The organism is Psychrobacter sp. KFRI-CH2-11, from assembly GCF_038239325.1.
GTDB lineage: Bacteria > Pseudomonadota > Gammaproteobacteria > Pseudomonadales > Moraxellaceae > Psychrobacter > Psychrobacter celer.
Genome location: NZ_CP151283.1, coordinates 865,860 through 884,511 on the forward strand (window position 1 = coordinate 865,860; position 18,652 = coordinate 884,511).

Sequence of the window (18,652 nt, forward strand, 5' to 3'; positions counted from 1 at the left end):
TTAGTATTTTTACTTAAGTAAAAGAGTGGTATTGACGTCAACGACTCAATTTGATGGCGCAAATTATAACAAATTTAGCTACTGCTTTGTTTGAGTATCAATGTCTACTTATAAATATCTGTACGGCCATCAGGGCCGTTTTTGAAGCGGCGATGGAACCACATCCACTGAGTCGGATCAATACGAATCAGTCCTTCTAATATCTCATTGACACGTGTTGCATCAGCAACCTCATCATTACTAGGATAGTTTTCTAGCGCCGGGGTAATGGTCAGGTGATAATGAGGACGTTTGCCTCGCGGTAGGTTATCAGGCGTTTGCCGATAGGTATGCAGTGCCATGAGGGCAGGTGGATGCTGTTTGTTACCCAGTTTTGCCATGCGTCTGGCGGCGGTAATGGTGGCCGCTGGTACACCAAAAAACGGTGCCATCACCCCTTGTTTGAGGCCATAATCCTGATCGGGTGAGTACCAAATCACGTGTCCGGCTTTGATTGAGGTGACCAAGCTGCGCATATCGCGGCTAGAGATTTGCTTACCAAAGATAGTGGTGCGGCCGTTGTAGATAAACCAATCGAGCAATGGATTGTTTTGAGGTCGATACATACAATCGACAGGGAAAAACTGCGCGCTTAGCAAGCCGCCCAAATCCAGCATGGTGTAATGAGCACCCAACAAAATCACAGGGCGATTGTCGTTTTGCGCATTAACCAAATGCTGTAGTCCTGAGATTGAGACAGTACGAGTAAAGACATTGGGGCGAAACCAAGCACACAAGGTCTCAAACACCCCGATGCCCTGGTTGACAAACACTTGCTTTGCCATCAGCTCGCGCTCAGCTTCTGGTTTTTCTGGAAAGGCCAGCCTAAGATTTATCAGCGTATCACGCCGACGCGAGCCCGCTATGGTATAAACCAAAATACCCAGCTTACGGCCCAACCAAAACTGCCAACGCAGCGGTAGATATATCATCGGTAATATAAAAAAGAATAATAGCCAAATGCCCCAGTATTTGGGCAACAAAAACTGCCATTCAAAAGGCTTTTTTTCTGCTTGTGCGGTGCGTTTGTGGTTTTGTGTGATGGTCGGCGTACCGGCAGGGATGGCAGGGGATTTGCTGTTGTTTGTGGCCATATGATTAGGCGACGCAGGGCGTGAGCCTGATACATCAGTCTTTGGGTGCTTGCTGGGGTCGTATTGTTCTGGCGCTTTCATAATAAGGATGAGGTAATAAAAGTTACTATCATGATGGGGTAGTGCTGAATACTTTGCAAGGTGGTTTTTGCGTGTAGCAGGTTTTTGTAGAATAGTCTTAGACACATAGCCATAAAAAAACCTTATAAGCTGTGACCAGCTTATAAGGTTTTGCAAATCTACTCTTTGGCTTAATGCAAATAGGGCTGTTTTGAGATAAAGCGGCCAATCGCAAAAAGATAAGAGATAGCTTTGATTAACGTTTTGAGAATTGTGGGCGTTTACGTGCTTTACGTAGACCCAATTTCTTACGTTCGACTTGACGTGAATCACGAGTAACAAAACCAGCTGATTTTAGAGCAGGCTTTAATGTTTCGTCAGCTTCGATCAATGCACGAGTGATGCCGTGGCGGATTGCGCCCGCTTGACCACTGATACCACCGCCTGCAACGGTTACGTATAGATCGTATTCGTTAGCAGAGTCTAGTAACTCTAGTGGCTGACGAACGACCATGCGTGAAGTTTCACGGCTGAAGTATTCATCAAGTGGTTTACCGTTAACAACGATAGCACCAGTACCTTTCGCTAAAAAGACACGAGCGGTAGACGTCTTGCGGCGACCAGTTCCGTAATTGCGTTCCATAAGTGACTCCTTAGATGTCTAGTTCTTTAGGTTGCTGTGCAGTATGTGGATGTTCTTCCCCGGCATATAGCTTTAGCTTCTTAATCATCGCATAGCCAAGAGGACCTTTTGGAAGCATACCCTTAACAGCTTTGTATAGAACATCTTCAGGCTTATGTGCAATCAGCTTGGTGAAGTTGGTTTCTTTGATACCACCTGGGTAGCCACTGTGACGATAGTACTTTTTATCTTGTGCTTTTTTACCCGTTACCGCGATTTTTTCTGCGTTGATGACAACGATGAAGTCACCAGTATCTACGTGCGGAGTATAAGAAGTTTTATGCTTGCCACGTAAGCGAGTAGCAATTTGAGTGGCTAAGCGACCAAGGGTTTTGCCGTCAGCATCTACGACATACCAGTCATGGGTCACTTCAGCTGGTTTTGCACTAAGTGTTTTCATGATAAAACCTTAAAATTAGAATTCGTTGAGAGTTTAGCTGGGAACGGGGCTCTCAAAAAACAGACTGCACATTATAAGCAGTAGCGCCTACGCTTGCAAGCTGCATTGGGGTTTATTTTTGCCTTTATGCATCAAACTGCAGCGTTTGGCCAGTTTTTAAGCGGTTTTAGACATTTTGTAGGTGTTGCGTGATTTTGCTAAAAGCGGGGAGGCAAAGAAAAGCGATTTGCTCATCACTCACTTTTTGCAAGCACGGTGCAATTATGACGGTGCCAGCCGATAAAGTCCAGCGACAACTTGGCCGACTTTGGTTTGTTTTAGACAATAAAAGCTGACGTTTGTTGGCTCTGTCTGCGCCACGCAGGTCGTTGATTGGCTAAGGTGATCGGCCAACTGCTGCAATTGTTCCTCTAGTGCTTTGTCCGCCTCAAGATACAGCAGCGTGTCACTTGTGATCAGCGACTGCTCGATGAGCGTCGTCAAGATAGGCTGCCATAAGTCCTGCGCATACGGCGGATCGATAAAGACGATATCAAAGTGATGTTGCAAGGTTTGATTGTGCGTCAGGACGTGTTCGGCTGTACCTTGAATAATCTGATAACGATGAGTCTCTAAGTGTAGCTGCGTGGCGCTTTGCTCAAGTAAGCGGCATTGGGCAGGATTGGGCTCGATAAAGGTAGTGTGCGCGGCGCCGCGTGACAGTGCCTCAAACCCCAACACCCCGCTGCCTGCACAGCTGTCGAGCACATAAGCGCCGTGTATATCAGCCAGCAACCAGTTAAATAATGTCTCGCGCAGGCGGTCGGGCGTCGGACGCAAGCCTTCGGCGTCGACGAATCGGACGATACGGCGCTTGTGTTCACCACCGATGATGCGGACATCTCCGGCAGAGCTACTCTTTGCCAGATGGCTGGTTTTGGGTGTGCGGTTTTTAGCGGCGCGTCTGCTTGAGGATTTTTTTGTCATGGCTTGGGTTACCGTGTCTGATCGTGGTCTTTATTTTGCTTATTATTCCTATGTATCCTATTGTGCCGCTGCATTGGCAGTTTGCTCTGCTTGTGCTTTTTCTTCTTTATCACGCAGCGCATCACGCATGGCTTTGTCAAACGCTTTTTGACGTTTAATGGCTTTTAGCTCGTCTGCTGTCGGTGGCAAGATAGGGTCATCGTGCCGCTGCAGTACCCAATAATCAAAGAGCGCGCGGCCAATTGGGGCGGCAACGGTACTACCGCCGCCACCGTTTTCGACCAGCACCGCCAGCGCGATTTGTGGGTCATCGACAGGGGCAAAGCCACTAAACCACGCGTGGTCCCAGTGGCGCTTATCGAGCGCAGACTTATCATAGCGCTTGCCTTGGGCGATGGACTTGACCTGTGCGGTACCCGTCTTGCCTGCGATGCGATATTCTGAGGTATAAATACGGCGTCCGGTGCCGTTTTTTATCACGCTCTCCATCGCGTCATGCATGCGTAGCCAGTCTGAGGGCTTGCCATTGTAGTCGATTTTGCCATCAGGTTTGCTGATGATCTTTACATCCGCTGCGCCGTCGCTACTTTTGAGTAAATGCGGGGTGATATGTTGCCCTTTGCTGGCCGTCATGGCGGTGGCGTTGGCTACCTGTAGCGGCGTCGCCAAAAAATACCCTTGACCGATACTGACTGAGATGGTTTCACCCGGTAGCCAGTCTTTATCATAAGTTTCTTTTTTCCACTTCGGCGATGGCATGATACCTGAGCGCTCATGCGGCAAGTCAATACCCGTCTGCTCTCCAAAACCAAAGCGCACCATCCAGTCATGCAGGCGCTGAATACCCATCTCATAGGCGAGTTTATAGTAATAAGTGTCCACCGACATCACCACCGATTTTTTGAGGTCGACTGAGCCATGACCACCGCGTTTCCAGTCACGAAAACGGTGACTGTCGCCTGGCAAGCTAAAATACCCTGGGTCATAGATAGAGGTCTCCCACTCTCGTAGGCCATAATGCAGCGCGCCCAAGCCTTCAAAGGGCTTGATGGTAGAGGCAGGGGGGTACATGCCCTGTAGTGCACGGTTGTACAGCGGCTGATCTGGATCATCACGCAGGTCGCCATAATCTTTAAAGGAGATACCAGAGATAAAGGGGTTGGGGTCGTAGCTTGGGTTGCTCACAAACGCCAGTACGTCGCCTGTTTTGGGGTCGATGGCCACAATGGCACCGCGGCGGCCATCTAGCTGCTGCTGGGCGACTTTTTGTAGGCCATAATCTAAGCTCAAAGTGATGTCGTTGCCCGCGATCGGTGGTTTGGTGTCTAGTTGGCGAATGATATTGCCGTGTGCGTCGGTCTCAACCGATTGATAGCCTGGCTGCCCTAAGAGGATGTCTTCATAATAATCTTCGATACCGATTTTACCGATGAGGTCAGTGCCTGCATAACGATCCTTGTCGATACGCTTGGTTTCTTTGTCATTAATACGGCCGACATAGCCAATGACATGAGCAAATAGCTCATCATAAGGGTAGGAGCGGGTCAGCTTACTTCGAATCGTCACGCCCCGAAAAAACGGTTTACGCTCGCTAAACTGCGCCACCTGTGCTTCGGTTAGGTCAATCTTGATGGTGACTGGATCGTTTTTGGCTTTATTCAGACGCGCCAAAATATCGGTGATATCCGTTTCTGTCAGATCAAAAATAGGCGCCAGTAAGTTTAAGGTGCGCTCAGGATTTTCGACCTCATCAGGGCTGAGCATCGCGGTAAAGACAGGTTGGTTGTCGGCCAAGATAATGCCGTTGCGATCATAGATATAGCCACGGCTCGGCGGCGCTGAAATCAGCTTGATACGGTTGTTGTCCGCTTGCGTCGTATATTTATCATGCGCATAGACCTGCAGATAGCCATAACGCAGTATCAGACCACCCAATCCTAGGAGGATAATAGCGCCAAAGATGATAATGCGATTGGTAAAAATACGATTGACCTGTTCGGTATTGGGAGTCAGCGGTTTATTCATAAAAATCAAAGCCCAAACGGTCAGCGAGTCAATAAAGCTGAGTCAGCAAAACATGGATAACAAAAAATAAGCAAACAAATAGACAGGTTTGCCAAAGCGCGGTAAGAATAAAGGATAATGCAAAGGGTTTCAATCACATAGATGGTCTTTGCTCAAAAAGATATCTTAGCAACTGACTGGCTGATATCTTATGCGGTTGGTGGACAAATTATAACAGAAGCCATGCGCGGGCGCAGTACTCGTCAGCGGGTTTGTTACGATTATCTGCTGTCAGGCGCTATCTGGCCGACCACCATCATCAGGTTCATATAAAGTGAATATCAGTAGACACGACCTAAAGGGCGCGATTGCTATGTTGGGTTAGCTGTATCAGCGCTGGCAGTGGCTCACCGTTATTTGTCAGATGAGTCACAACTTGCGCGCTGCGACGTGTGCTAATAAATAGCAAGTATGCTAAAATCAGGCGATTTGTTTTATAGTCGTTATGATGGCCGCGCGTCTTTTTGCCGCGCTCGAAGTTTGCTAACGCTCATTTACTAGCACCGACAATCAACCTGTCAGGAACCAGATAAATCATGGACGTAACTTCATTGTGGCAGACAATCGCTGAGCATCCAGAGTTTTTTGCCATGCTAACCATCCCGCCGGTGACCGCCTTTGTCACTTGGGCACATGTGTGGATGGCGCTCAAAATGCTGTTTTATCCGATTAAGTTTTGGGGTATTCGTATCCCAAACTTTCCGTTTTTTGGTTTGCCAGGTATTGGCTGGCAGGGTATCGTGCCGCGTAAAGCCGGTAAGATATCGGGGGTTATCGTCGATCAGACATTATCAAAGCTTGGGTCGCTTGATGAGTTTTTTCAGGCGATGGAGCCTGAGCAGATGGCAGCCTTTATCACGGAGACGGTCGATAAAAACCTTGAGGTGTTGATTGATGAAATTATGCTCGATCATTCGCCAGCCTTATGGGGCAATTTGCCATATGCTGTCAAGCGCCGCGTCTATGCCCAAGCGCACAAAGAGCTGCCAAGCATCATGCAGTCCTTGGTGACGGATTTGACGTACCATGTCGAAGATCTCGTCGATATGCGTCAGATGATTGTCAATAAAATGGAGAGTGATCGCCGCTTGATGGTCAATATGTTTTTGAAAGTTGGCCAAAAAGAAATAGATTTTATCTGGCATATCAGCGCTTTGATTGGGCTGGTCTTTGGTATTATCCAGATGTTTATCTTTTTGGTGGTGCCGCAGCATTGGACCGTGCCGTTTTTTGCGGCGATTTGGGGCTTTTTGACCAATTGGATTGCGATTTGGATGGTGTTTAATCCTGTTGAGCCGCGTTTTATACCTTATGTGAAGTTTTTTACAGTTCAGCGCCGCTTTCCGTTTATTCAGCCGCAAATGCCGCACATCGCCCAGTACCGTTTGCAGGGCGGTTTTATGAAGCGGCAAGAAGAGGTCTCTGAGGTGTTTGCTGAGATTGTGGTGCGAGACTTGGTGACGTTAGAAAACATCATGAATGAGATGATGTATGGCGTGCGCGCGCCGCAGACGCGTGACTTGATGAAGTCGCATTTGTATCAGGTGTTAGAGTCGCCTGTGATCAGTACTACGCTGCGTGTCGGGCTGGGCCGCCGTGAGTATGGTCAGCTAAAAAACACCATTATTGACAAGTCAATCGTGGCCACGATGGTGCCGCTGCGTGATCCTGAGCTCAATGAGAGCCGTGCCAGTAAAATATTTGGGATGTTTCGCGATCGGATTCGGGCACTGACGCCAAATGAGTTTCAAAACCTGCTGCGTCCTGCCTTTAAAGAGGACGAGATGACGCTGATCATCCTTGGTGGTTTGACAGGGTTTTTGGCAGGCTGGCTGCATTTGGTCTTGGTGTTTTTTCCTTCAGTACAGTGATCTGTCATGGGCGCATCGCTGAGTATAAATATAAATAGCAGATACGTTTTTTGTATCAATGATTCCTATTGATACATCACGACAATAGTAGCGAGTTTTACAGCTTCTATAGCCATTAAAACCGCCGTTTTTAACCGTAAACTATGACCGCATAAAGGACTATTTCGCGTTTGCCAGTGGCCAAAAGGCTATTGGCGAATCCTTAATTGTATCCAAGGTAAACAAGGTTAGACCGTATGTTAATCACAGAATTGGGTTATTTTGCCTTGCTGGCCGCCTTTATATTGGCGATTTTGCAGGTGGTATTACCAACCGTTGGCGTCATGCGCGATCACGTTGCTTGGCAGCGTCTCGCGCCCAGTCTCGCGTGGGCACAGTTTGCTGCCATGATTTTTTCATTTGTTGCGTTGATGGCAGGCTTTTATTTCAATGACTTTAGTCTCGTCTATGTCACGCAGCACTCTAATACTTTGTTGCCTTGGTACTATAAACTCTCGGCGACATGGGGCGGGCACGAAGGCTCGCTCTTGTTGTGGATGACCATCATGGCCACGTGGTGCGCGCTGGTCTCCTATTTTAGCCGTGGCTTGCCGTTGTCGATGCGCGCGCGGGTACTCGTGATATTGGCCGGTGTGCAGGTCATGATGCTGGCGATGCTGATTTTTACCTCGTCGCCATTTGATCGTACCTTGCCCAATCTGCCCGTAGATGGGGTAGATCTCAACCCACTTTTGCAGGATTTTGGGCTGATCATTCACCCGCCGATGCTGTATATGGGCTATGTGGGCTTAGCGGTGCCATTTGCTTTTTGTATGGCAGCATTGTGGGAAGGGCGCTTGGATGCAGTATGGACACGTTGGTCGCGTCCATGGGCGCTGGCGGCTTGGGGGTTTTTGACCGTTGGTATTGCTCTTGGTTCTTGGTGGGCGTATTACGAGCTTGGCTGGGGCGGCTGGTGGTTTTGGGATCCTGTAGAAAACGCCTCACTCATGCCGTGGCTGGCTGGTACGGCGTTGCTGCATTCGCTGGCGGTAACCGAAAAACGCGGGGTCTTTAAGGCTTGGACGATCATGCTGGCTATTTTTGCCTTTGCGCTGAGCTTGCTTGGTACTTTTTTGGTGCGCTCAGGGGTGATTACCTCGGTGCACTCATTTGCTGCCGACCCCACGCGCGGGCTGGTGGTTTTGATGATTCTTGGTATCGTTGTGGGCGGCGGGCTATTGATGTTTGCAGTGCGCGGTTGGCGCTTGACGGTTGAGAGTCAGTATCAGCTGATCTCACGAGAGTCGTTTTTGGTGATTAACAACGTTATTATCTTAATTGCCACTTTGGTGGTATTGCTGGGTACGCTATATCCGATTATCGCTGATTCCTTTAATCTCGGTCAGGTCTCTGTCGGCCCTCCGTACTTCAACGCGCTGTTTGTGCCACTGACGTGGCTGCTGCTCATCGCGATGGGTATGGGCTCAAACATTCGCTGGAAAAAAGACAGCCGTCCGCTCTTGGGCGCTGGCATGGTGATTGCCGCAAGTAGTCTGGTACTGGCTGCGATTATCACCTACTTTGCTAGCCCCTCTGCCATGCTCAATATTGGCGTGACATTGGCGATCAGTTTTTGGGTGTTGTTTTGGATGGTCGTTGATTTCAAAGACAAAACCAAAAATGCCCCGAGTCGTCTGCAGGGGCTGCGCCAGCTACGTCTGAGCTATTGGGGACAACAAACCGCGCATATTGGTGTCATCATTGCTGTCATTGGTGTGGCCTTTACCAGCACGCTCAGCATCGAGCGTGATGTGGCACTAGGGCCAAACGAGAGCGTCCATGTCCAAGGCTATGACTTTACGGTTAAGGACTTTCGCGACGTCAAAGGCAGTAACTTTGATGCTACTCAAGCTGAAGTATTGGTCAGCAAAGATGGGCGCGATGTCACGACTTTGTATCCTGAAAAACGTAACTATATCATCAGTATGATGCCAATGACTGAAGCTGCCGTTGATGCCAGCCTCATGCGTGACGTCTATGTGGCGCTTGGTGAGCCTATCGCTGCTGACAGTAACGAATGGGCAATTCGTATCTATGTGAAGCCACTGATTCGCTGGATATGGCTAGGCGCAATCATCATGGCCTTAGGCGCGCTGCTCAGTATGCTTGATAAGCGTTATCGCTTTAATAAGGACAAGACACCTGCGCAAGTCGCTGCCAAAAAATCAGGCTTTGCCACGGTTGCCGACTTGGACACACCAGCACCAAAGAGAGGGGCGTAAACACATGAGCTCATCCAACCATTCCTCTGAAAATAGCACCCAAAAAACCTCTGTACAGGGGCCTAAAACCATGAACAAAAAGCAGTTAAAAGTATGGTTCTTGATTCCGCTGATTGTGTTTATCGGCTTACTCGTTATGCTGTATATGCGTCTGGGTAAGCCCACAGATATCGTGACCAATACGGCGCTTGAGCGTCCGGTGCCGCCTTTTGAGTTGCCATTATTGTCAGACACCAGCCGTATCATGACCAATGACAATTTGCCCGATCAGCCATTTTTGCTCAATGTCTGGGGCTCTTGGTGTCCCACTTGTATCATCGAGCATCCTTTTTTGATGCAGCTAGAGGAGCGCGGTGTCAACTTGGTGGGCGTCAACTACAAAGACGATATCGGTGATGCGCTCAGCTATCTCAACCGCGGCGGCGATCCGTTTTCGATGTCTATTCAAGATTTATCTGGTCAATTTGCTTTGGATTTGGGGTTGACCGGTGCGCCTGAGACCTTTGTGGTCGATGGGAAGGGTGTTATTCGCCAGCATATTATTGGCGAAGTAAACGAGAGCAATTGGCAAAGCCGTATCACCCCTTGTCTTATGGTGCTCAATGACGCCAATGATAAAAACATCAGCCCAGATCCAGCTCAGGTTGCGGAGGCATGTAAATGATGGCCAATCACTTATCTACTTTGATACTGAAGCTAGCAGGCGTTGTCCTAGCGTGCTTGCTCAGTAGCGTAAGTTACGCGGCGATAGAGGTATATGATTTTGACTCTGTACAACAAGAAGCCCAATACCGAGGGCTAATCGAAGAGCTGCGTTGCCCGAAATGTCAAAACCAAAACTTGGCCGGCTCTGATGCGCCGATCGCTCAAGATTTAAAGCAAAAAACCTACGATATGGTAAAAGACGGTCGTAGTGACGGTGAGATTCGCGCTTATATGCAAGAGCGCTACGGCGACTTTATCAGCTACAAGCCGCCTGTACGTCCATCGACATGGATTTTATGGTTTTTTCCGCCATTGCTACTGATTGTATTATTGATAGGGTGGTTTTGGCAAAGCCGTCGCCGCCAGCTGGTAGCGAGCGGTCAGAGTAGAGTGACGGTAGATAATACCGCCTCGGAGCTGACTGCCGCCGAAAAAGCCGAACTTGATCGTCTGCTATCGCGTGCCAATAGCACCGATAATGACGCTCATGACACCACAAGCCCCGAGGACAAAAAATGACCATATTCTCTACTGCTGGCTTATTTATTGCTCTAAGCTTACTGATTGCCTTACTCCTTGCTGTTATTACCATCATGCCATGGCTGCGCGCCGCGCGTACATCAGGCACCTCTGTGGACAACCAGCTGCTAGATATCAACGTGGCGGTGTTTCGCGAGCGTCTGGCAGAGCTACAAACAGACAAAGATAGTGGCACCATCGATGATGCTCACTACCAAAACCAAAAGCTCGAGCTTGAGCGGCAACTATTGGATGCCCAGCGTGAAGTCACGCCGATGGTCACCCCTGGTATCAAAAGCCGCCTGATCCTCATGGTTTGGGTGCCTGTATTGGCTGCGCTGGCGTATCTGATGGTGGGTGACCGAACGCCTGTGTTTGAGCTGTGGACGGCTGAAGACAAGGTCGGAAAAGTCGCTGATGACTTGTTGACTGGCAAAATCGATCAGCCACCTGTATGGGCAATCGAAAACGGCCAGCAGCTTATCAGCGCGATGCAGACCAATGTCTATCGTCATGCTGATGACCCCAATCGCTGGATGCGTTTATCTGAGCTGTTTTTGTCATTAGAAGCGACAGATTCGGCGCTAGAGGCATTGTCACGTGCTTATCGCTTATCGCCTGATAACGAGGAAATTGCGACGACCTATGCACAGATCAGCTTCTTTGCCAATAAAGGTCAACTAGACGCCACCAGTCGCCGCGTCTTGCAGGACGTGTTGGCCAAAAACCCACGCCACGAAGGCGCGCAAATGCTGATGGCCATGGGCGAGGCGCGTAGTAATAACTTTGAGGAGGCGCAAGGCTGGATTAAACGTCTGCGGAGCAGTATCGCTGCTAAGCCGGGCGACCATACAAAAGCCTTAGCCAGCCTAGATGAGCTCAGCGCCAATGTCAGCGCGCAGCAGCAGCAAGCCTCAGAAGGGGTGGAGGTAAGCATTAGAATCAGCGCCAGCCTGTTGCCACTTGTCAAGGCAGACGATGTACTTTTTGTGGCGATACGCGATGTCAATGGTGGGCCGCCATTTGCCGCCAAGCGCTTACCGATCAGCGTGATCAAACAAGGCGAGGCCACTATCAGTCTAAGCGATCTCGATGCGATGATGCCTGAGCGCACCTTGCAATCGGCGCGTGCAGACAAGGTACAGCTGGCAGTGATCGCTCGTATCAGTCATAGTGGCACCGCGGCGGCTGAGTCAGGCGACTTATCTGGCAATCCTGTGGTCATTAGTGCTGATCAAAATCAGGCCAATGTTGAAATCAATCAACAAATTCCCTAGTATTTATAACGGTTGTTAGTAGCGACTATTACCCACTCAGTAAGCGCGCTGTCGTCGTCACAGCAGCGCGCAACTGCATTATATGAACAGAGAAGTCATTGCGACTTTTTACTGCAGATAATGAAAATACTTGAGCTTTGTCAAGCCACAAGGTAAGGTAGCTTAGCAACCAACCAATCCCTAAGTATTTATTAGTCCCAAAATCCTACCTATTAAGGAGAGTCGTGTAATGATGCGTATTATTTTGCTAGGTCCACCAGGCGCCGGTAAAGGTACCCAAGCCCAGTTTATTTCTAAAGAGTATGATATTCCGCAGATCTCAACTGGCGATATGTTGCGTGCAGCAATCAAAGAAGGCAGTGAGCTTGGCAAACAAGCCAAAGACATCATGAATGCTGGTGGTTTGGTATCTGATGACCTTATCATTAACCTAGTGAAAGAACGTATCGCCAAGCCTGACTGTGCCAATGGTTGTATCTTAGATGGTTTTCCACGTACGATTCCACAAGCGCAAGCGCTGGCTGATGCGGATGTTGCAATCGACCATGTCATCGAAATCAGCGTACCTGATGACGAAATCGTCAAGCGTTTGTCTGGCCGTCGCCAGCACCCAGGCTCAGGCCGTGTTTACCACGTCGATCACAATCCGCCAAAGGTCGAAGGTATCGATGATGTGACGGGTGAAGCGCTGATCCAGCGTGAGGACGATCAAGAGTCGACCATTCGTGATCGCCTAGCGACATATCATCAGCAAACCTCAGCGCTGGTAGATTTTTATCAAAACAAAGCGGCTGAAGGTGGTGATGCGCCGAACTACGATAAGTTTGACGGCACGCAAGCGATCGACGATGTCAAACAACAAATCCTAACGGCGCTCAAGGGTTAATCTTGTTATAAGATAACCGATGCCGTGATTGAAAGCCCTGTTTCTTAGCAGGGTTTTTTTGTGGCTGATACGCATTCATATATATAGCCTTGCCCGCACAATCCTGCCCACACACAACCATATTCATAAAAAAACCGCTTACCTATGATAAATAAGCGGCTTTTAATACGCATTTAACACAACAGCTTTCTGCTTTAGTAGATCACCGCTTATGCATTACCTTGCGCATCAACTTGTGCTTGCTGCTGGCTTTGTGCGTAGGCTTGGTCAAAGTTCACAGGAGCGAGTAGCAACTGCGGGAAGCTACCACGTGTGACGATGTCGCTGATGACTTCGCGTGCATAGGGGAATAGCACATTTGGGCAATAAGCACCTAGAATTTGACCGATTTGGTCTTCTGGAATGTCTTTTAATAAGAAAATACCCGCTTGATGTACCTCAGCGATAAATGCGGCTTCGCCTGCGTTTTTTGCAGTCACGCTGACGGTCAAGACGATTTGATAATGATCGTCGTCTAGCTTTTCTGCGTTGCTAGAGAGATTGATGTCAAGCTCTGGGTTCCACTCTTTGGTAAATACACTCGCGCCTGGCACTTCAAGTGACATGTCTTTTACATAAATGCGCTCTAGCGCCAATTGTGGTTGTGCTTGTTCTTCAGCCATGATAATTCCTCTAAAATTAGATCAAATGATTGGGCAAGTTATGATTAAAAATACTGTGGTTAAAAATACTATGACAAAAGCGTCGTCATAAAAGCCTTATGGTAATAGTAGCCGAGATTGAATCAAAAAGATCAATCTCGCCGTTTTATCACACACATTGCATAATACCGTGTTTTATTTTGCCGCTGCTTATCATTACACAGCTGATGACAAACCGCAAAACAAGGTTGCAAAAAACTTGTAAATTAACCGGCCAATAGCTCGTCAAGCTTGCCTTGTTGGTTCAGTTGATTGAGCTCATCAAAACCGCCGACAAAGGTATCACCCACAAAAATCTGTGGCACAGTGCGATAGTTATTGGTCTTTTGCATCAATGCGCGGCGCTCTTCGCTCGTCATATCGTGCATACCGATTTCTTCATAATCGACGCCTTTGGTTTTTAGTAGTTGTTTGGCGTTAGAGCAGTACGGACAGATAGGCGTGGTATAAACTTTGATAGATACAGTCATGATAAATCCTTATTGGTCAGTATGGTCGTCAGTAATGACTTTATTATAAAAAACTACGCATAAAAAATATGAATAAAAAACGAAATGCTTAACAGACCCTAGTTATTATAAAAAATACGATAAACAATCATGTGATAAAAATGATGATCATCGGTTACTCACAAGTAAACGTGCGAGGTATTGGGCCGGGCTTATTAGTACAGTGGGGATGTGTCAGGCAAATTCAAGCAGGATGGGCCAAAAAGGCGCTGCAGCGGTATAACTATAATCGATTCTAAATAAAAAAGTCATGTGTTTATTAACCAGCAAGGCCGATAAAATTTTCTAGTGTACTGTACCTACACCGCTCGATGCTGCAAAAATTTCTATCAGCCTTGCTATAACATTGTTATAGTGAAATGACTATACCACATAAAAAAAGACACCTAAATGCGGTGTCTTTTTGATGGTTACTGGTACTAAATAATGCAGCACCAGCTATTTGTGCAATGACGGCTTGGCCTTGCCTTTGGTTTTTGACTTGGCATCTTTTAGGCCAACGAGTGGCATACCAGCTGCCTGCCAGCCGCCAATGCCGCCTTCTAAGCGATAAACGTCATCTTTGCCAATCATTTGAATGGCTGCGCCTGCCTGTACGCCCATGTCGCAGATGATGACCACTGGCTGCTGGATGGCGCGGATTTCTTCTAGGCGATCTTTTAGCTCAGTAAAAGGTATGTTGCGGCTGCCTTGAATATAGCCGGTCAAAAATTTCTTTTTGGCGCGAATATCGATCAGCTGCGCGTTTTGCGAGTTCACCATCATACCAAGCGTGTTGGGCGATATTTTTCTACCGCTACGTTTGTTTTCGATGGTAAAAAACAGCACAGCAAGTACGGCTAATATACCAAACAAAAACGGGTGGTTGCCCACAAATTCTAGCGCACGATCCAAACCATACCTCCAAAAAATAAGTGTTCTATTAAGCCGAGAAGACAGCTCAATGATTTTGAACAAGGCGCTATTATACCGATTAGGTCATCTATAGTAAATGTATGATGAGCAACCTACAGTTTAATAATGCGGATTTGATACATAGCGTTGTTAATAGGGCTTGGTATCAGCCTCTTCGCTCAAGGTCACCAGGTTTTCGACTCGGCGCTGTAGCACATCACCATCAGCTACCGCTTGCCATAGCGCGCAGCCTTTGCTGTTGTGAGTATGACGACAGTCACGGAACTGACAGTCGCCAGCGAGCGGGGCAAGCTCAATAAAGCCTGAGATGATATCATCAGGGGTCAGATGCCAAATCCCGTACTCACGAATGCCAGGGGTGTCGACGATACCGCCCTCCGTCAAGTCCTCTGGATTAAACGGCAATAAGCGACTGGTGGTGGTGGTATGCTGGCCAAGTTTTGAGTTTTCGGAGATGACGTTGACCATTTGCCCTGACTCAGGCAGTAGCGCATTGATAAGGCTGCTTTTACCGACGCCAGACTGTCCAGCAAAAATCACCAGTTTTTTATCTATATGACGCTTTAGCTCATCAAGACCTGTTTGGGCGTCGCTACCAGCGATGTTTTCAGGACAGTCAACCGACGTCAGTACGCTCTCGTAACCAAGAGCCGCATATTGTGCCAATATCTCACTGGTATCGACGCCGTCTTCTTGCGCGAGTAGGTCGGCTTTGTTCAATACCAATAGCGGCTTGACGCCCGCGTGATGACAGACCACCAAATAGCGATCGATCAGGGACGCCGCCGCCGCTGGTAGTGGCGCAAACACGATTGCCAAGATATCGATATTGGCAGCGACAGGTTTGAGCTTATGATAACGATCAGGACGCGAGACAAGAGAGGTACGCGGTTTGACCGACTCGATACGGCCAAAGCCGGTATTGGGGTCAGCTGTCCAGCGTACGTGGTCGCCTGCCGCCAGCATAGGCAGGTTGGTACGCACATGACAGCGCCAGATATCGCCCAATTCCAGCGCTTGCCAAAATGGCTCAGGATCATCAGGCGCAATCTCTGGCTGCACCGGTAACACCGCAGGCAAGCTGGTGATTTGTACTTCTAGCTGCTTGCCATAATGCGCCATGACCACGCCATCCATCAAACTGTCATCGAGGCTGTCTTGACTGTCGAGCTGCTGTTTGTCAATGCGACGAATCTGTTGTTTAGTCAGTTTGCGTTGCCGTATTAATGCCATGGTTTTGACCTATTATAAAAATATTGCTAAGTGTAGCGTGAAAATTTGCTAACATACAGCCTAAACCGTCCGTGGCAGATAGTGGTTTTGTAATACCAGGGCTGATTTGGCACTGTTAAATCCCATGCCCTCATCTTGTCACCGTAGATAAAACGGCACTTTTTATATAACAACTTGCTTCAAACATTATTGACCATAGGATATTTTATGACTACCGGCGACCATCCCAATAAAATTAAGATCAAAAATCAAGGCAAAAAAGGGCTGGTATGGATTGACTTAGAGATGACCGGACTTGACACCTTAAACGATGAAATTATCGAGATTGCTACTGTCGTCACTGATGAGGATTTAAACGTCCTTGCAGAAGGGCCAGTGTTTGCGATTAAAGTATCTGATCAGGTGTTAAATAAAATGGATGACTGGAATACCAAACAGCATGGTCAGTCAGGTCTGATCGATCGGGTGCGCCGTAGTAAGGTGACGCTGGCAGAGGCTGAAGCGGAAACCATCAAGTTTTTGAATAAATGGGTCGATAGCGGTAAGTCACCGATGTGCGGTAACTCGATCTGTCAAGATCGTCGCTTTTTGGCGCGGCAAATGCCAGAGCTGGAGCGGTTCTTTCATTATCGCAACCTTGACGTGTCATCGATTAAAGAGCTGTGCTTTCGCTGGCGTCCCGATATCTTAAAAAACTTTGAAAAAGGCGGCAGCCATCTTGCGTTAGATGATATCCGCGACTCTATTCGTGAGCTAAAGCATTATCGTCAGCACTTTTTTAAACTGATGCCTTAATAAGATTGATCAGTTAAACTCGATAAGTAATGAGCCTACACTTGATAAGTGAATAGCCATAAGATAAAGGGTCTGCTAACTATTTAGCAGACCCTTTATTTTATTACATCTTTTTATTACATTGTTTGGTTTGTAAAAAATACGCTAGACCAGTGAGCTAAATTCAACCAATTCAAAGTTAGCTTTATTGCTATCTGAGTGTGCATTAGTGATCATCACACCAATCACTGCGTTGACGGTTGGTTGCCGCTTCTCTTTATTGATTAAGCGCCAGTCACCCAGCACGTAGCGTTTTTTATTAATGGTCGCTTGATGGATATCTGGACGATGGGTATGGCCATGTAGCAACGCATCGCTATTAGCCACGGCTTGTATTACCGCCTCATCGTTGACATCCATAATGTGAGCGGCTTTATTAGCATTGTTTTGTTGGCTTTTTTGGCGCATTTTTTCCGCGATGGTCAAGCGTTTTTCCAAGGATTTATTCAGCAGATACCACTGGGTTAGACGGTTGCGCATGATTTTACGAAAAAACTGATATTTTTTATCATCAATACAAAGCGCGTCGCCATGCTCGAGACGGTAGTGTTGCTGCCCGATGGTTAACATATACGGCTCATTAATCAGCTCCCCGCCAAATAGGTTGCAAAACGGCTGACCCAGCAGAAAATCACGATTGCCATGCATCACCAATATCTCACAGCCATTGATGCGCAGTTGTTTTAATTTAGCGATAAGCGGGGTGAGCCAGTGGGTTTGGCGCGCGTCATCTGACAGCGTCAAATAAGCGTCATCACCGATCCAGACCTCAAACCAATCGCCTAAGATAAATAAACGTTTGAGGACGGGCAGGGCCAGACAGTCATCGAGCAGTGCCAAAAAAGCCTGCACTAAGGCAGGCTCCTCTGGCGATAAATGCAAATCGCTGATGAATACTTGCCGCACCTCATGTGGGCGGGTCGTTATCAGATGATTAAACGTTTGCATTTATCATAATCCTTGTCATCTATTATCAGACTATCAGTAACACTTGCTTATATGACTTACTGAGAAACGATGGTCGCAGAGTTGATAACGACAGGCTCTTTTGGCACATCAGCATGCATGCCGAAGCGACCGGTTGGTACGCCGCGCATTTTGTCGATGACGTCCATACCGCTGGTGACTTTACCAAATACCGTGTAGCCCCAGCCTTGCATGTTTTTGCCAGAGTGGTTTAGGAAGTCATTGTCTTTGACGTTGATAAAGAACTGGCTGGTCGCTGAATGTGGATCTTGCGTACGCGCCATGGCGATAGTGCCCTTGTCGTTCTTTAGGCCATTGTCCGCTTCGTTTTCGATGGGAGCGTTGGTTGCTTTTTCATTCATCTCAGCGTCCATGCCGCCGCCTTGAATCATAAAGCCATCGATGATGCGATGAAAAATCGTGCCGTCATAATGGCCAGATTTTACGTAGTTTAAGAAGTTTTCGACGGTTTTTGGTGCTTTTTCTTCGTTGAGTTCGATGACGATCGCACCCATATTGGTGTCTAGCTCTACTACTGGTGGCATGTCTACCATGTGATATTCCTTTTTGATTGCAGCGCCTTAAATAACGCTGTCAAGTGGTGGTTAAAAGTTGGTGACTAAAAGTTATGGCTAGTCTAACGGCTTTTTTGTCGTCTGTCATGTAT

General features: G+C 47.8%; 18 protein-coding genes. 7 read left to right on the forward strand and 11 right to left on the reverse strand.

What is annotated here, in order from left to right; translation table 11 throughout:
• Positions 1–104: 104 nt before the first annotated feature.
• From AADH33_RS03635 to mrdA, 5 genes are all read right to left on the reverse strand, one after another.
• Complete coding sequence (locus AADH33_RS03635; RefSeq protein ID WP_348549943.1) at positions 105–1,133, reverse strand: lysophospholipid acyltransferase family protein; 1,029 nt, start codon at positions 1,131–1,133, stop codon at positions 105–107.
• Positions 1,134–1,449: 316 nt separating this feature from the next.
• Positions 1,450–1,836, reverse strand: coding sequence for a 30S ribosomal protein S9 (gene rpsI, locus AADH33_RS03640; protein WP_075100631.1), 387 nt, complete (start codon positions 1,834–1,836; stop codon positions 1,450–1,452).
• Positions 1,837–1,846: 10 nt separating this feature from the next.
• Positions 1,847–2,275 carry a 50S ribosomal protein L13 gene (gene rplM / locus AADH33_RS03645; protein WP_075100632.1) on the reverse strand — a complete coding sequence of 143 codons (429 nt, stop codon included), beginning with the start codon at positions 2,273–2,275 and terminating at the stop codon, positions 1,847–1,849.
• A gap of 261 nt (positions 2,276–2,536) precedes the next feature.
• On the reverse strand, positions 2,537–3,241 hold the full coding sequence (rsmD, locus tag AADH33_RS03650) for a 16S rRNA (guanine(966)-N(2))-methyltransferase RsmD (RefSeq protein ID WP_348549597.1): 705 nt from the start codon (positions 3,239–3,241) through the stop codon (positions 2,537–2,539).
• A 57-nt stretch (positions 3,242–3,298) separates the two neighbouring features.
• Entirely contained in the window at positions 3,299–5,266 is a 1,968-nt protein-coding gene (gene mrdA / locus AADH33_RS03655; protein ID WP_348549598.1) for a penicillin-binding protein 2, read from the reverse strand.
• A gap of 575 nt (positions 5,267–5,841) precedes the next feature.
• Between mrdA and AADH33_RS03660 the strand changes: the two genes are divergently transcribed.
• The 6 genes from AADH33_RS03660 to adk all read left to right on the forward strand — a co-directional run bounded on the left by AADH33_RS03660 (position 5,842) and on the right by adk (position 12,827).
• Positions 5,842–7,176: a hypothetical protein gene (locus tag AADH33_RS03660; RefSeq protein ID WP_075100635.1), complete on the forward strand. Its 1,335-nt coding sequence runs from the start codon at positions 5,842–5,844 to the stop codon at positions 7,174–7,176.
• A 236-nt stretch (positions 7,177–7,412) separates the two neighbouring features.
• Entirely contained in the window at positions 7,413–9,440 is a 2,028-nt protein-coding gene (locus AADH33_RS03665) for a heme lyase CcmF/NrfE family subunit (RefSeq protein ID WP_348549599.1), read from the forward strand.
• Between the two features lie 4 nt (positions 9,441–9,444).
• Positions 9,445–10,104 (forward strand): DsbE family thiol:disulfide interchange protein, encoded by a 660-nt coding sequence (locus AADH33_RS03670; protein WP_100749915.1) that lies wholly within the window; start codon positions 9,445–9,447, stop codon positions 10,102–10,104.
• Positions 10,104–10,664, forward strand: a complete 561-nt coding sequence (locus tag AADH33_RS03675; RefSeq protein ID WP_348549944.1) for a cytochrome c-type biogenesis protein — start codon at positions 10,104–10,106, stop codon at positions 10,662–10,664. Before AADH33_RS03670 ends, AADH33_RS03675 begins: the two co-directional genes overlap by 1 nt.
• Complete coding sequence (gene ccmI, locus AADH33_RS03680; protein ID WP_207969650.1) at positions 10,661–11,941, forward strand: c-type cytochrome biogenesis protein CcmI; 1,281 nt, start codon at positions 10,661–10,663, stop codon at positions 11,939–11,941. The genes AADH33_RS03675 and ccmI overlap by 4 nt, the downstream gene beginning before the upstream one ends.
• 232 nt (positions 11,942–12,173) lie before the next feature.
• Positions 12,174–12,827 carry an adenylate kinase gene (adk, locus tag AADH33_RS03685; RefSeq protein ID WP_172953130.1) on the forward strand — a complete coding sequence of 218 codons (654 nt, stop codon included), beginning with the start codon at positions 12,174–12,176 and terminating at the stop codon, positions 12,825–12,827.
• Between the two features lie 209 nt (positions 12,828–13,036).
• Here adk and secB read toward each other — a convergent pair whose 3' ends face one another.
• From secB to rsgA, 4 genes are all read right to left on the reverse strand, one after another.
• Positions 13,037–13,489, reverse strand: coding sequence for a protein-export chaperone SecB (gene secB / locus AADH33_RS03690; protein ID WP_075100642.1), 453 nt, complete (start codon positions 13,487–13,489; stop codon positions 13,037–13,039).
• Positions 13,490–13,734: 245 nt separating this feature from the next.
• Positions 13,735–13,998 (reverse strand): glutaredoxin 3, encoded by a 264-nt coding sequence (grxC, locus tag AADH33_RS03695; protein WP_348549600.1) that lies wholly within the window; start codon positions 13,996–13,998, stop codon positions 13,735–13,737.
• A gap of 477 nt (positions 13,999–14,475) precedes the next feature.
• Complete coding sequence (locus AADH33_RS03700; protein WP_093068718.1) at positions 14,476–14,931, reverse strand: rhodanese-like domain-containing protein; 456 nt, start codon at positions 14,929–14,931, stop codon at positions 14,476–14,478.
• A gap of 150 nt (positions 14,932–15,081) precedes the next feature.
• A complete protein-coding gene (rsgA, locus tag AADH33_RS03705; protein WP_207969649.1) occupies positions 15,082–16,185 on the reverse strand; it encodes a ribosome small subunit-dependent GTPase A in 1,104 nt (367 codons plus the stop codon).
• Between the two features lie 207 nt (positions 16,186–16,392).
• Here rsgA and orn point away from each other — a divergent pair, with 207 nt between their 5' ends.
• The gene (orn, locus tag AADH33_RS03710; protein ID WP_075100646.1) at positions 16,393–16,980 is read left to right on the forward strand and encodes an oligoribonuclease; all 588 of its coding nucleotides are present in this window, start codon (positions 16,393–16,395) and stop codon (positions 16,978–16,980) included.
• A 144-nt stretch (positions 16,981–17,124) separates the two neighbouring features.
• Here orn and AADH33_RS03715 read toward each other — a convergent pair whose 3' ends face one another.
• Both AADH33_RS03715 and AADH33_RS03720 read right to left on the reverse strand, forming a co-directional pair.
• Positions 17,125–17,967, reverse strand: a complete 843-nt coding sequence (locus AADH33_RS03715) for a UDP-2,3-diacylglucosamine diphosphatase (RefSeq protein WP_348549601.1) — start codon at positions 17,965–17,967, stop codon at positions 17,125–17,127.
• Between the two features lie 56 nt (positions 17,968–18,023).
• Positions 18,024–18,539 carry a peptidylprolyl isomerase gene (locus tag AADH33_RS03720; protein ID WP_075103604.1) on the reverse strand — a complete coding sequence of 172 codons (516 nt, stop codon included), beginning with the start codon at positions 18,537–18,539 and terminating at the stop codon, positions 18,024–18,026.
• Positions 18,540–18,652: the final 113 nt, after the last annotated feature.